Source organism: Bradyrhizobium guangdongense (genome assembly GCF_006483445.1).
In the GTDB taxonomy this organism is placed as follows: Bacteria; Pseudomonadota; Alphaproteobacteria; order Rhizobiales; family Xanthobacteraceae; genus Bradyrhizobium; species Bradyrhizobium guangdongense_A.
The window spans coordinates 1-13101 of record NZ_PPPT01000131.1 but is presented as its reverse complement, the minus strand read 5'-3'; the positions used below and the strand labels follow the sequence as shown (position 1 = coordinate 13101).

Here is a 13101-nt window from a genome sequence, read left to right as displayed (position 1 = left end):
AAACACTACTGCACCCCCAGCTGTCCCGCTTCCCAGCCGAGCATCGCCTGCTTGCGGGTAATGCCCCAGTGGTAGCCTGTCAGCGTGCCGCTCTTGCCGAGCGCGCGGTGGCACGGCACCACGAAGGAGACCGGGTTGCGCCCGACTGCGGCGCCGACGGCGCGCGAGGCCTTTGGGTTGTTGATCTTGCGGGCGATGTCCGAATAGGACACCGCGCGTCCCATCGGAATTTTCAGAAGCGTCTCCCACACCCGCACCTCGAAATCGGTGCCGATCATCACCACGCGCAACGGCTGGTCGGGCCGCCACAGCTTTGTGTCGAAGATGCGTTTTGCGATCGGCGCGGTGCCCTCGCGGTCCTCGACGTAAGTCGCGTTCGGCCAGCGCCGCGTCATGTCGGCGAGCGCGGCCTTCTCCTCGCCGGGATCGGCAAAGGCAAGCCCGGACAGACCGCGATTGGTCGCGATCACGATCGCGGTGCCGAACGGCGAGGGGTGGAAGCCGTAAGTGAGCGTCAGCCCTGCGCCGCCGTTCTTCCATTCGCCCGGCGACATCGCCTCATGGGTAACGAAGAGATCGTGCAGCCGTCCCGGGCCCGAGAGGCCGGAGTCGAGTGCGGCGTCGAGCACGCTCGCAGAGTCCCGCAACAGGCTCTTGGCATGGTCGAGCGTCAGCGCCTGCATGAACGCCTTCGGCGTCAGCGAGGCCCAGCGGCGGAACAGATGGTGCAGCTCATCCGGCGTGACACCGGCGGCATCAGCCATCGCCTCGATGGTCGGCTGCGCACGCCAGTTTTCCGAGATGAAGGCGATCGCCCGGCGCACGGAATCGTAGTCGCGCAGCGCGGCGTTCTGGGAGCCCGGCTTGGCCAGGCGCTGGTCATTTATGGCGAGTGTCATCATGACCGGAAATGTAGGGCCGGGCGGGGTACCAAACCACCCGATTTCCGATCTCGTTTCACGCGATCGGATTGTAGGTCGGGCCACGCTTGGCGGCATTGAGCGCGGCGATTAACGCCTTGGCAAAACTTGCTTTTTCCTCTGGCCCCAGGAATCTTCCGACGGACACGCGGCGGCCGCGGGAGATCAGGTACAGCCGCTCGATGCCGAACTCCTCGTCGCCCTCCTCCTCAAGCCGGACCCAGAGCGGGTTGAGCACCCATTCGGAGACATGGCCGCGATGGCTGGTTCGGCGCAGGCGCAACTCGGTCTGCGTCACCACGATCTCCTCGCTGGCGCGCGCGGTGCGGAAATTGACCCGGAAGGCCCACCAGATCACGAGCACGTCGAGGCCGAAAAAGCCGAACACCGGCCACGCCCCCATCAGCAGGAAGACCATGCCGGTCACGAAGCTGACGACGCTCAGAAACAGCATCACGGCGAGGAAGCCGGTGCGGTTCAGCGAGCGATGGGGCGTGAGCAGCGCGGAGAAAATCTGCGGCTCGGCTTGGCCGTCAGCGTTGTCGTGCGCAATTTCGTTGCCTGTGCTCATGTCCCCTCAGTATATCCCGATGATGGCAAAAATCACCCGCAAGGTAGCCGCGAAGAAGCCGGCCGCGCCGAAGAAAACGGCGCAGGCAAAGCCCGCCAGCAAGTCGCCGAAGGCTGCAAAGCCGAAATCCATAAAGGCTAAGGCGAGCAAGCCCTGGACGCCTGCAGAGATCCACGAGGTCTTCAGCCGTTTCCGCAAGGCCAATCCCGAGCCCAAGGGGGAGCTCGAGCATCTCAACCCCTTCACGTTGCTGGTGGCCGTGGTGCTGTCGGCCCAAGCGACCGACGCCGGGGTCAACAAGGCGACGCGGCCATTGTTCGAGATCGCCGACACGCCGCAAAAGATGCTCGACCTCGGCGAGGAGCGGCTTCGCGATCACATCAAGACCATCGGCCTCTATCGCACCAAGGCGAAGAACGTGATCGCGCTGTCGGCAAAGCTGCTCAGCGATTTCGGCGGCGAGGTGCCGCGCACGCGCGCCGAGATCGAGTCATTGCCCGGCGCGGGCCGCAAGACTGCCAATGTCGTGCTCAACATGGCCTTCGGCGAGCATACCATGGCGGTCGACACGCATGTCTTCCGCGTCGGGAACCGCACCGGGATCGCGCCCGGCAAGACGCCGCTGGAGGTCGAGCTTGGACTCGAAAAGGTGATTCCGTCCGAGTTCATGCTGCACGCGCATCACTGGCTTATCCTGCACGGCCGCTATACCTGCCTCGCGCGCAAGCCGCGCTGCGAGGTCTGCCTGATCAACGATCTCTGCCGATGGCCGGAGAAGACGGTGGTGTGACGGCTCACGCCGCAGGCACGCTGCTCCGGCGCTTCGGCTCGATCAGCTCGGGCCGCGGTCCGGACAGCCGCTTGTGCATGTGGACCATGAAGGCCATGCCAAAGATCGGCGTCGCCAGATTGACGACCGGGATCGACACGAAGGCCGCGATGAACAGGCCCGCGGTGAAGATGGTCGCGGCATTGTCACGCCGCATCGCCTTGGCTTCCTCCGGCGAACGGAAGCGCATGGCGGCGAGCTCAAAATACTCGCGCCCGAGCAGCCATGCGGTGGCGATAAAGAAGATCAGGAATCCGGCGCCGGCGAACAGCACGAAGGGCAGCGCGACCAGGTAGACCAGGATCGTGAGCAGCGCCGTCTTGACGCCCTCGGTGATGGCGATCGAGAACGGCAGCGCGACGCCGGGCCGCTCCGCCGGATAGTGCTCGCGCTCGACATGATCGGCGACATCGTCGACGAACAGGCTCGCCACCAGCGAGGTGATCGCCGGCATCAGGAAGATGCCGCCGAACACGACGCCGAGCCCGGCCGCGATCGAAACGATCCAGGCCAGGACATCGAGCGAGGAATGCCAGCCCGGCCCGAGCAGCCCTTCCAGCCAGACTTCGCCCGAGGTCGCAAACCAGGAGAGCAGCCGCTGCAGCCCGAACGCCAGCACGGTGATCAGCACCAGCGCAACACCGATCGAGCGCCACAGGATCGAGCGCATCGGCGGCGACAACATTTGCGACAGCGCCTTGACGGCGGCATCCAGCATGGCAGGGACCTCTCACGACAACACAGCGGAGAGGTAGATATGCCCAGCCGGTTCGGCAAGGGAGGCCGACCTGCGGCCCTATGCGGCGTGGCAGTGCTTCGTCAGCCCTCCGCCACGATACTGGCCCAGCAGGTGATCGCGCTGCAGACCGAGCTCCAGCGGCCAAACGCCTTGTAGATCTGGGCGGCGACCTGGGCCTGCTGCCGGATCGTTCCCTCGGCCTTGATCTGCGGGTCCGAGACGTTGCGGATCGCGAGCCATCGCGGCGCCTTGGCTCCCATGTCCTTGGCGACGAGGCCGAGGATGGCATCGCCCATCTCGGAGACGTCGCCGAGGCCCTTGAGCTTGTAGTGATTGTCCGAGGTGTCGAAGCCGAAGAAGTCGGTGGTGACGACGGATGAGCTCAGCCCGCTCGGTTTCACCGCCACAATCTTGGGCGCGCGCGTATTGTCTTTCGGCAATTGCCCGGAATTGGCCTTGAACAGCGTCTTGGCCTGCGCGAAGCGTGACGTCCTGGCCGATTTGCTCGAGTAGTGCGCCTGCGCAAAAGGCTGCTTCTTGAACTTCGCCGTGCAGTCGAACCGCACGATCGGGCTGACGATGACATCGCCCACCTCGAACTCCTTGCCGATGCCGCCGGCCGTGCCCGTCGTGATCACGAGCGTCGGCTGCACCTCCTCGATGATCTGGCGCCAGACGTCGATGTTCGGCAGTTGCGGTCCGTCCTGCGACATGTGCGAGTCCGACTTGAAGATCACGACCTTCTTCTTGCCGATCGTGGTGGTCCAGTAGGTGCCGAGCCGCTTCAGCTCCTTGGCCGGGCAGCCATTGCGCATCTTCTGCGAGATCGTCGCGTAATTGTGGGTGTAGGGCACGTAGTCGTTGCGCGAGTCCTTGCCCGGCGTGAGCACGCGGCTCAGCGCATGGCCCTCGTCGACCGTCCACGTCACCAAGAGCACGTCGCCGCGCGGCAGCGGGCTGTTGCTCGTGCCCTTCGGTTTCGGGCCCGTCTGCGGCGCCAGCCCCTTCGGCCATGGGATGTCGGTGAAGCGCGACAATCCCGTCGCCGTGCTGAAGGCCATGAATTCGCGGCCGACGGACGATTCGGAATCGAAGTCGATGATCTCGCGCTGAAAATCTTCCGGCGCGACCTTTGCGGTTCGCTTCACCGCCGCCGTCGCCACGCTCTTGACGGAAAAAGTATTGTCCGGCGGCGGGTTCTCGATCGGATCGAAGCCAATATTGCGCTGAACCCATTTGCGATCGACGAGCATGGCGTGGCCTCCGGGAATGGATTTGGACAATACGACGCGACCGGCCTTGGGGCCGGTGACTTCAATTTAAGATCGAATTCCAAAGTGCCTGACGGCCCAGGCCAGCGATCGATGTGGCGACGAAGTTGATGTGATTACGATCTACCCTGCAAAACAAAGCATCGAACGAAAGAGATTGAACTGGAAATGAACAAGTACAGCGGCGGAAACTACACCTATAGTTGAATACCGGCAATCGACCTCCCGATCACAAAGCAAGGAAGTCGCTTGCCCTCGAGGGGAGGGTGAGACCCGACGTATGGCTTAGTCGTGCCGATGCGCGTGCTTCCGCGCCTTCGTCTTGCCTTCGCCGGTCGGGATCATCACCACGCGGCCGTAGCGGACGCCGCGCTCGGCGATGATGTGGTCGGCAAAATGCTTGACCTCGTCGGCCGAACCCTTGAGCGCCGTCATCTCCATGCAGTTATTGTCGTCGAGATGGACGTGCAGCGTCGCCAGCGCGAGATCATGATGGCCGTGGAATTCCTGCACCAGGCGTTTCGAGAGATCGCGCGCGGCGTGGTCGTAGACATAGACGAGGCCGGCGACGCATTGGCCCGTCTGTGCGGTGTCCTCGGTGCTCTGTTGCAGGCCTGCGCGGGCGAGGTCGCGGATGATCTCGGAGCGGTTCTGATAGCCGCGGGCTTCCGCCGCGGCATCGATCTCCGCCAGCAAATCATCCTCGATCGTGATCGTAATCCGCTGCATGCGATGCTCCCGAGCCCTCAGCGCCTCTTCTTCACCTCGCCCCCCTTGCGGGGAGAGGTCGGAATTCAAGCCTAGCTTGAATTCCGGGTGAGGGGGACTCTCCGCGAGTCCATCTATCGCCGTCCCTGTGGAGACTCCCCCTCATCCCAACCCTCTCCCCGCAAGCGGGGCGAGGTAGCGCACCGTCGTCTTGTCGATCACAGCCGCGTCGCGCGCAGCCTGAGCGCGTTGCCGACCACGCTGACCGAGGACAGCGCCATCGCTGCCGCCGCGATGATCGGCGACAAGAGGATTCCGAAGCTGGGATAGAGGATGCCGGCCGCGATCGGGATTCCGGCGGCGTTGTAGATGAAGGCAAAGAACAGGTTTTGCCGGATATTGCGCATGGTCGCCTGCGACAGTCGTCGCGCCCGGACGATGCCGGTGAGATCGCCCTTCAGCAGCGTGACGCCGGCGCTCTCCATCGCGACGTCGGTGCCCGTGCCCATGGCGATGCCGACTTCCGCAGCCGCCAGCGCCGGCGCGTCGTTGACGCCGTCGCCGGCCATCGCGACGCTGCGGCCGGCCTTCTGCAGCTTGGTCACGACGGCGCTCTTCTGATCCGGCAGCACTTCGGCCTCGACATCGGCAATGCCGAGCCTTCGCGCGACGGCGCTCGCCGTGGTGCGGTTGTCGCCGGTCAGCATGATCACCTTGATGCCTTCGGCGGCGAGGTCTCTCAACGCGTCCGGGGTCGACGCCTTCACAGGGTCGGCGATTGCGAACAAGCCGGCCGACCGGCCGTCGATCGCCATGTTGATCACGGTGGCGCCGTCCTGGCGCAGGCGTTCGGCTTCAGCGTCGAGTTGCGCCGTATCGATACCGATCGAACCGAGATACTTGGCATTGCCGAGCACGATGGTCTTGCCGTCGACCTTGCCGGTCGCGCCCTTGCCGGTCGGCGAATCGAAGCCGTCGACCTGGCCGATGTCGAGCTGTTTCTCCTTCGCCGCGCGGACGATGGCGTCCGCAAGCGGATGCTCGCTGGCGCGCTCGACGCTGGCTGCCAGCCGCAAAATATCGTCTTCGGCAAAGCCGTCGGCGGGGACGATCTTGACCACCTTCGGCTTGCCCTCGGTCAGCGTGCCGGTCTTGTCGACGACCAGCGTGTCGATCTTCTCCATGCGCTCCAGGGCTTCGGCGTTCTTGATCAGGACGCCGCCTTGCGCACCGCGTCCGACGCCGACCATGATCGACATCGGCGTCGCCAGGCCAAGCGCGCAGGGGCAGGCGATGATGAGCACGCTGACGGCCGCCACGAGACCGAACGCCAGCCGCGGCTCCGGCCCGAACCAGGCCCAGGCGCCAAACGCAACGAGAGCAACGACGATCACCAGTGGCACGAACCAGCCGGAGACCTGATCGGCCATGCGCTGGATCGGCGCGCGCGAGCGCTGCGCATCCGCGACCATCTGCACGATCTGCGACAGCAGCGTCTCGCGCCCGACCTTCTCGGCACGCATGATGAAGGAGCCGGACTGGTTGAGCGTGCCGGCGATCACCTTTGCGCCGGCCTCCTTGGTGACCGGCATGGACTCGCCGGTGACGAGCGATTCATCGAGCGAGGAGCGGCCTTCCGCGATCACACCGTCGACCGGCACCTTCTCGCCCGGGCGCACGCGCAGGCGGTCTCCGACATGGAGCGTATCGATCTCGACCTCATGCTCGTTGCCGTCGTCGCCGATGCGTCGTGCCGTCTTGGGCGCGAGCTGCAGCAGCGCCTTGATCGCGCCCGACGTGGCGTCGCGGGCGCGCAGCTCCAGCACCTGGCCGAGCAGGACGAGAACCGTGATGACCGCGGCCGCCTCGAAATACACGGCGACGGCGCCGCCATGCGCGCGGAAGGTCGCGGGGAAAATCTGCGGCGCGAGCGTGCCGATCAGGCTGTAGACATAGGCAACGCCCGTGCCCATCGCGATCAGCGTGAACATGTTGAGGTTGCGTGTGACGAGCGATTGCCAGCCGCGGACGAAGAACGGCCAGCCTGCCCACAGCACGACGGGCGTGGCGAACACCAATTGAATCCAGTTCGACAGCGTCGGGTCGATCCAGTTGTGCGCGCCGGCGAGATGCCCGCCCATCTCCAGCACGACAGGGGGCAGCGCCAGCGCACCGCCGATCCAGAAGCGCCGCGTCATGTCGGCGAGTTCGGGGTTGGGACCGGTCTCGAGGCTCGCAACCTCCGGCTCCAGCGCCATGCCGCAGATCGGGCAGCTCCCGGGGCCGACCTGGCGGATCTGCGGATGCATCGGGCAGGTGTAGATCGTGCCGGCCGGCATCTCCGGTTCGGGCGCCTTGGTCTTCGCAAGATACTTTGCGGGATCGGCTGAAAACTTGGTGCGGCAGCCGGCCGAGCAGAAATGATAGGTCGCGCCCTGATGGTCGAAGCGATGCTTTGAGGTCGCGGGATCGACGCTCATGCCGCAGACGGGATCGAGCACTTTCGCGGCGGGACCGCCGTGGTCATGATGGGAATGGTCGCCGTGATCGCCATGTCCGCCGCAGCAACCGGATGACGTTTTGGGTGTCTCGACCGGCGCAGGCAAGGCTTTGGCGGAGCAGCCGCATCCGGAATGGCCGTGACCGTGACCTGCGTGCTCGTGTTCGGCGTCGTTCATTCCAGCGCTCCGACTATCCTATTACCGGGCTTGCAACCCATACCCGGTAGGGGTATATAGGCCGCATGCGAAAAGACATCAAGACATCTGTTGAAAAACGCCTGGGCCGGATCGAGGGCCAGGTGCGAGGCCTCTCAAAAATGGTCGACGAGGACCGCTACTGCATCGACATCGTGACGCAAATTTCCGCCGTGCGCGCCGCGCTCCGCCGCGTCGAGGAGGAGATCCTAAAAGATCACGTCGCCCATTGCGTCGAGCACGCGATTTCGAGCGGCAGCAAGACCGATCAGCGGGAAAAGATCGCGGAACTGATGGCCGTCATCAGTCGCGCGGAACGATAGCGGCACACGACGCTCGCCGATTTGACGCGCATCAAATCTGCGCGTGAGATCGTCATGCCCGGGCTTGTCCCGGGCATCCACGTTTCTATGTCCGGTCGGAAAGGCCGTGGATGGCCGGCACAAGCCTGGCCATAACGGTGTGGAAGGGTCCGCGCGTAACCAAGCGCAATATCACAGGCCCTAGAGCTTCAGCTCCGACCCCGTCACGCGTCGATATGCTTCCAGATACCGCTTGCTGGTCGCATCTACGACGCTCGCCGGCAGCGGCGGAGGCGGTGCGTCGCCGTTCCAGCGACCGGCGCGGCGCTCGACGTCGAGATAGTCGCGCAACGGCTGTTTGTCGAAGCTCGCCTGCGGTTGCCCGGGCTTGTAGGCGTCGACCGCCCAGAAGCGCGACGAGTCCGGCGTCATCACCTCGTCGATCAGGATGATGCGGCCGTCCTTGTCGCGGCCAAATTCGAATTTCGTGTCGGCGATGATGATGCCCTGCTCGCGAGCAAGCTCCTCGCCGAGCGTGTAGATCGCACGCGTCATGCTCTCCAGCGTATAGGCCGTCTCGTCGCCGACGACCTTGCGCATCTGCGCGATGGTGATGTTCTCGTCGTGCCCGGTCTCAGCCTTGGTCGCCGGGCTGAAGATCGCAGGCTCCAGCTTCTCGCTCTCGACCAGGCCCGCTGGCAACTTCTCGCCGGCAAGCGTGCCGCTCGCGGCATATTCCTTCCAGGCCGAGCCGGAGATATAGCCGCGGATCACGCATTCGATCGGGAACACGGTGGTGCGCTTGCACAGCATGGCGCGGCCGAGGATGTCGGCGCGATGCGTCTTGAGCGCCGGCAGCGCCTCGATGATCTCGTCGGCATTGGCGCTGATGACGTGATGCGGCACCACGCCTTCGAGCTTTTTGAACCAGAAGGCGCTGATCTGCGTCAGCACCGCGCCCTTCATCGGAATGGTCTCGCCCATCACGACGTCGAAGGCGCTGATGCGGTCGGTGGTGACCAGCAGCAGGCGGTCATCGTCGACGGCGTAGATGTCGCGCACCTTGCCGCGGCCGATCTTGGTCAGCGGCAAGTCGCTTGAGAGCATGGTGGTCATCGGCAATTCTTTCGCAAGGCTGGGCCTTCGGCAGGAGATGTCAGCAAGGCCGGATTAGCCTATTCCGGCAGCGGAATGAACTCATGTTCCTGCGGAACTGCGGCAAAGCGGCCGGTTTTCCAGTCCTGCTTGGCCTGCTCGATCCGCTCCTTGCTGGACGACACGAAATTCCACCAGATATGGCGCGGGCCCTCCAGCGCGTCCCCGCCCAGGAACATCATCCGCGTCGGCTTCAATGCCTTCACGGTGATGCGATCACCGGGCCGGAAGATCAGAAGCCGCGGGCCTTCGTAGCGCTCGTTGGCGATCTCAACCTCGCCGTCGACGACGTAGATCGCGCGTTCCTCATGATCAGGGTCGAGCGGCACGATCGCACCCGCGACGGCCGTGACCTCGGTGTAGAACCAGGGCGACACCATCTTCACCGGCGAGGCGATGCCAAACGCCGAGCCCGCGATCACCCGCGCGGTAAAATCGCGCTCGGAGATCATCGGCAGGTCGCCCGCCGCATAATGCTGGAACGACGGGTCGATCTCTTCGGAGCCGGCCGGCAGTGCGATCCAGCTTTGCAGGCCCAGCATCTGCTGGCCCGATGCACGCTGCGCATCCGGCGTCCGCTCGGAATGCGCGATGCCGCGCCCGGCCGTCATCAAGTTCATTGCGCCGGGCGCAATCTCCTGGATGTTGCCCTCGCTGTCGCGGTGCATGATGGATCCGTCGAACAGGTAAGTGACGGTGGCAAGCCCGATATGCGGATGCGGCCGCACGTCCATGCCCTTGCCCGACATGAACTGCACCGGGCCAAAATGATCGAAGAAGATGAAGGGGCCGACCATCTGCCGCTTGCCATGCGGCAGCGCGCGCCGCACCACGAATCCATCGCCGAGGTCGCGGGTGCGCGGCACGATCACGAGATCGAGCGCGTCGCAGGACATGGGATCGCCGAGCACGGGATCGTTGGAGGGTTGCCAGCTCATGAAAAACTCCTTCTTGTTTGTTGCTATGATCGTAGCAGAACAATCCAGGGAACGGGAGGAGACCGATGATCCCACCGCTGAGGCCCGGCGCGCGGCTGCTGGAGGTTTCCGGGCCGCGCATCGAGACGGACCGGCTGATCCTGCGGCCGTGGCAGGCAAGTGACGTCGCGGCGAATACGGCCATGCTGTCTGATCCTGAGACGGCGCGCTTCATCACGCCGGATCGCAAGCCGGTCACCAACGAAACGATCGGTTGGCGTAACGCCGCCGTCATCATGGGGCACTGGGCGCTCCACGGCTTTGGCATGTTCGCGGTCGAGGAGAAGGCGAGCGGCCGCTATATCGGCCGCGTCGGTCCGTGGTGTCCGCCGGGATGGCCGGGCTTCGAGGTCGGTTGGGGGATCGCCAAGGAGTTTCGCGGCCGCGGCTATGCGGTGGAAGCGGCTCATGCATCGATCGACTGGACCTTTGCGACGTTTGCGCTCGATCGCATCGTGCATTGCATCGTTCCTGACAACGCGCCTTCGCAAGCCGTGGCGCGGCGGCTTGGGGCTGCCATTGATGGCGAGGCCGAGATGAGCGGGGAGAAGGTCGATCTCTGGACCACCACGCGTCAAGGCTGGCGCCCGGATGGTGCTTGAAAAAGCAGACGCCACGGACGATGTTCGCAAGGCTCGATGAGATTTCGATAGATGACTCTAGCCGCCCTCGACCTCGCCTTTCGCGCCGCCAGCGTCGCGCTGCTGCTGGTGCTGGCGGCGTCCCTGTTACATGATTTTCGCAATGTGCTGGCTGCCCGTCTCGGTGCGGCCTTCGTGCTGGGCTCGGTCGCACATGTGGTGAGCTATTCGTTGGATGTCACGTCGCGAATCCCGCTCTGGCATGCACCGCTCATCGCGTTGTCGACCGGAACCATCGTGGTGTTCTGGCTGTTCACACGCGCCCTGTTCGACGACGAGTTTCGCCTCCGCTGGTGGCACGGTTTGATCTGGGCGCTGGTGACGGCGTACAGCTTCGCGGGCTGCGTCTGGATTGCGCCCAGCGGCCATGTGCGGTTCTCGGTGACGGTGGTCAATCTAATCGTGCTCGGTTTCATCGGGCTTGCGATCGGGCAGATGATCGCCTCCTGGCCAGCCGACCTGGTCGAGCGCCGCCGCCGCGTTCGCGTCTTCATCGTCTGCGCAGTCGCGCTTTATGGCGGGCTGAACGCGGTGCTCCAGATCGCTGTCGCCGGACAACACGTCGGCGAACTCGCCGAAGCCATCAATGCCGGCGTGCTCGCCTGCACCGTTGCGGCGATCGTCTATGCCATGATGCGCGTTGATGGAGCGGATCTGTTTCCGGCAGCAGTGGAGCCCGCTCCGCCTGACGTATTCGCGCAGCCTGCGGCCGATGACGCCGCCGATCAAAAGCTGATTGACGCGCTGATGCGGCTGATGGCGGATGAGCGCATCTACCGCCAGGAGAACATCACCATCGGCGTCCTGGCGGGCCGGCTGAGAATTCCGGAGTACCGGCTGCGCCGGTTGATCAACCAGCGGCTCGGCTATCGCAACTTCAATGTGTTCCTGAACAACCATCGGATCGAGGAAGCCAAGGCCGCGCTCGCCGATCCCGCCCAGGCCGAGGTCCCCGTCATCACCATCGCGATGGACGCCGGCTTCCAGTCGCTGGGTCCGTTCAATCGCGCGTTCAAGGCGGTGACCGGGGTAACGCCGACGGAGTACCGGCGGCTCAATGCCGATGCAGCCTAGATTTTAAATTATTGAAATAGCGTAAGAATTCCGAAATCGACCAGTCCCGATCAGTTTCGACGAGGTCGTTTTTCAAATCCGGCGAGCGCATATCGCCCGCATCCGGCCTGCTCTCCCGCACTCGCCCTGCAGCCGGAGAAAGCCCCGTGACCCATCGCCGAAAAATCGTCCTCCTGACCACCGCCATCGCCTGCGCCGGCCTCGCGCTCGGTGTGGCACGGGCGCGTGACGTGCCCAAGGTCGCCACCGGCTTCATGGCCGACACGCTCTGCGCGGAGACGTTCGTCTCTGGCCTCGATCCCCGGCGTGACCTCGCCGAGACCACCGACGCGATGCCGGGCACCGGCCTCCTGACCTGGGCGATGAATTTGCAGATCGATCGCGCGCGCAGGGATGTCACCGTGACGCTGTTCGGCATCGGCCGCAGCCATGCCGTTTATCGCGAGGGGCTGGGCTGCACGCTCGAGCACGGCCAGGGGATCGTCGACGTCGCGCTGCCGCCGAACGACAGGCAGCCCGCCTTGCTGCCCGAAATCGCCGGTCCGGGGCTCGTGCCGCCACAAAGCGAGGAACTGTCGGCCGCGCTCGACCGCGCCTTCGCCGAGCCCGCCCAACCACCCTATCGCCGCACCCGCGCGATCGTCGTCATGAAGGCCGGCCGCATCATCGCCGAGCGCTATGCGGATGGTGTCGGGCCGGAGACGCAGTTGCTCGGTTTCTCCATGACGAAGTCGGTGATATCAGCGCTGACGGGCATTCTCGTGCGCCAGGGCAAGCTGAAGCTCGACGTTTCAGCGCCGGTTGCGGCCTGGCAAAATCCTCTTGATCCGCGTCATGACATCACCGTCGACCAGTTGTTGCGTCACACCGCAGGCATTGCGCTCGGCAGCTCGTTGGAGGCTTCGCTTGGCTCGGCCCTCGAGCCGGTCAACGCCATGAAATTCGCCGAGGATGACATGGCCGCCTATGCCGCGAGCATGCCGCTCGCGACCGCGCCGGGCACGGTGTGGAATTATCACGATGGCAATACCATCATGCTCGCGCATCTGATCCGCAACGCCGCCGGCGGCAAGCCCGAAGATGCGCTTGCCTTTGCGCGCCGCGAGTTGTTCGCACCGCTCGGCATGAACCACGTCACGCTCCAGCTCGATGGCGCTGGCACGATCGAAGGCTCCAGCAAAATGCTCGCATCCGCGCGCGACTGGGCGCGCTTCGGCC

Annotated in this window: 13 protein-coding genes; 5 read left to right on the top strand and 8 right to left on the bottom strand. The window is 64.7% G+C overall.

Annotated features, from left to right (window positions below; all coding sequences use genetic code 11):
- Positions 1-5: 5 nt before the first annotated feature.
- Together C2U70_RS19025 and C2U70_RS19020 are read right to left on the bottom strand one after the other, a co-directional pair.
- The gene (locus C2U70_RS19025; protein ID WP_140979958.1) at positions 6-902 is read right to left on the bottom strand and encodes a methylated-DNA--[protein]-cysteine S-methyltransferase; all 897 of its coding nucleotides are present in this window, start codon (positions 900-902) and stop codon (positions 6-8) included.
- A gap of 55 nt (positions 903-957) precedes the next feature.
- Positions 958-1491 carry a DUF2244 domain-containing protein gene (locus C2U70_RS19020; RefSeq protein ID WP_140979957.1) on the bottom strand — a complete coding sequence of 178 codons (534 nt, stop codon included), beginning with the start codon at positions 1489-1491 and terminating at the stop codon, positions 958-960.
- 22 nt (positions 1492-1513) lie between these two features.
- On the opposite strand from C2U70_RS19020, the gene nth reads away from it, so the two are divergent.
- On the top strand, positions 1514-2281 hold the full coding sequence (gene nth, locus C2U70_RS19015; RefSeq protein ID WP_186294354.1) for an endonuclease III: 768 nt from the start codon (positions 1514-1516) through the stop codon (positions 2279-2281).
- Positions 2282-2285: 4 nt separating this feature from the next.
- Here the strand turns inward: nth and C2U70_RS19010 are convergent, their stop codons facing one another.
- From C2U70_RS19010 to C2U70_RS18995, 4 genes are all read right to left on the bottom strand, one after another.
- On the bottom strand, positions 2286-3038 hold the full coding sequence (locus tag C2U70_RS19010) for a sulfate transporter family protein (protein WP_140979956.1): 753 nt from the start codon (positions 3036-3038) through the stop codon (positions 2286-2288).
- A 101-nt stretch (positions 3039-3139) separates the two neighbouring features.
- Positions 3140-4312, bottom strand: a complete 1173-nt coding sequence (locus tag C2U70_RS19005; RefSeq protein WP_140979955.1) for a hypothetical protein — start codon at positions 4310-4312, stop codon at positions 3140-3142.
- Between the two features lie 303 nt (positions 4313-4615).
- A complete protein-coding gene (gene nikR, locus C2U70_RS19000) occupies positions 4616-5059 on the bottom strand; it encodes a nickel-responsive transcriptional regulator NikR (protein ID WP_140979954.1) in 444 nt (147 codons plus the stop codon).
- Positions 5060-5256: 197 nt separating this feature from the next.
- Positions 5257-7716, bottom strand: coding sequence for a heavy metal translocating P-type ATPase (locus C2U70_RS18995; RefSeq protein WP_140979953.1), 2460 nt, complete (start codon positions 7714-7716; stop codon positions 5257-5259).
- A 65-nt stretch (positions 7717-7781) separates the two neighbouring features.
- Here C2U70_RS18995 and C2U70_RS18990 point away from each other — a divergent pair, with 65 nt between their 5' ends.
- Complete coding sequence (locus C2U70_RS18990) at positions 7782-8057, top strand: metal-sensitive transcriptional regulator (protein ID WP_140979952.1); 276 nt, start codon at positions 7782-7784, stop codon at positions 8055-8057.
- Positions 8058-8237: 180 nt separating this feature from the next.
- Here the strand turns inward: C2U70_RS18990 and C2U70_RS18985 are convergent, their stop codons facing one another.
- Both C2U70_RS18985 and C2U70_RS18980 read right to left on the bottom strand, forming a co-directional pair.
- On the bottom strand, positions 8238-9152 hold the full coding sequence (locus tag C2U70_RS18985; RefSeq protein WP_140979951.1) for a phosphoribosylaminoimidazolesuccinocarboxamide synthase: 915 nt from the start codon (positions 9150-9152) through the stop codon (positions 8238-8240).
- 59 nt (positions 9153-9211) lie between these two features.
- Positions 9212-10129 carry a pirin family protein gene (locus tag C2U70_RS18980; RefSeq protein ID WP_140979950.1) on the bottom strand — a complete coding sequence of 306 codons (918 nt, stop codon included), beginning with the start codon at positions 10127-10129 and terminating at the stop codon, positions 9212-9214.
- A gap of 65 nt (positions 10130-10194) precedes the next feature.
- Here C2U70_RS18980 and C2U70_RS18975 point away from each other — a divergent pair, with 65 nt between their 5' ends.
- The 3 genes from C2U70_RS18975 to C2U70_RS18965 form a co-directional block, all read left to right on the top strand.
- Positions 10195-10770 (top strand): GNAT family N-acetyltransferase, encoded by a 576-nt coding sequence (locus tag C2U70_RS18975; protein ID WP_140979949.1) that lies wholly within the window; start codon positions 10195-10197, stop codon positions 10768-10770.
- 51 nt (positions 10771-10821) lie between these two features.
- Positions 10822-11883, top strand: a complete 1062-nt coding sequence (locus tag C2U70_RS18970) for an AraC family transcriptional regulator (RefSeq protein ID WP_140979948.1) — start codon at positions 10822-10824, stop codon at positions 11881-11883.
- A gap of 146 nt (positions 11884-12029) precedes the next feature.
- Positions 12030-13101, top strand: a 1072-nt coding sequence (locus C2U70_RS18965) for a serine hydrolase domain-containing protein (protein WP_140979947.1), incomplete at its 3' end; no start/stop codon positions are given.

Excerpts from the sequence above, each read along its gene's own strand:
- C2U70_RS19025 (WP_140979958.1), bottom strand. The coding sequence starts at position 902 with ATGATGACACTCGCCATAAATGACCAGCGCCTGGCCAAGCCGGGCTCC.
- C2U70_RS19020 (WP_140979957.1), bottom strand. The coding sequence starts at position 1,491 with ATGAGCACAGGCAACGAAATTGCGCACGACAACGCTGACGGCCAAGCC.
- nth (WP_186294354.1), top strand. The coding sequence starts at position 1,514 with ATGGCAAAAATCACCCGCAAGGTAGCCGCGAAGAAGCCGGCCGCGCCG.
- C2U70_RS19010 (WP_140979956.1), bottom strand. The coding sequence starts at position 3,038 with ATGCTGGATGCCGCCGTCAAGGCGCTGTCGCAAATGTTGTCGCCGCCG.
- C2U70_RS19005 (WP_140979955.1), bottom strand. The coding sequence starts at position 4,312 with ATGCTCGTCGATCGCAAATGGGTTCAGCGCAATATTGGCTTCGATCCG.
- nikR (WP_140979954.1), bottom strand. The coding sequence starts at position 5,059 with ATGCAGCGGATTACGATCACGATCGAGGATGATTTGCTGGCGGAGATC.
- C2U70_RS18995 (WP_140979953.1), bottom strand. The coding sequence starts at position 7,716 with ATGAACGACGCCGAACACGAGCACGCAGGTCACGGTCACGGCCATTCC.
- C2U70_RS18990 (WP_140979952.1), top strand. The coding sequence starts at position 7,782 with ATGCGAAAAGACATCAAGACATCTGTTGAAAAACGCCTGGGCCGGATC.
- C2U70_RS18985 (WP_140979951.1), bottom strand. The coding sequence starts at position 9,152 with ATGACCACCATGCTCTCAAGCGACTTGCCGCTGACCAAGATCGGCCGC.
- C2U70_RS18980 (WP_140979950.1), bottom strand. The coding sequence starts at position 10,129 with ATGAGCTGGCAACCCTCCAACGATCCCGTGCTCGGCGATCCCATGTCC.
- C2U70_RS18975 (WP_140979949.1), top strand. The coding sequence starts at position 10,195 with ATGATCCCACCGCTGAGGCCCGGCGCGCGGCTGCTGGAGGTTTCCGGG.
- C2U70_RS18970 (WP_140979948.1), top strand. The coding sequence starts at position 10,822 with ATGACTCTAGCCGCCCTCGACCTCGCCTTTCGCGCCGCCAGCGTCGCG.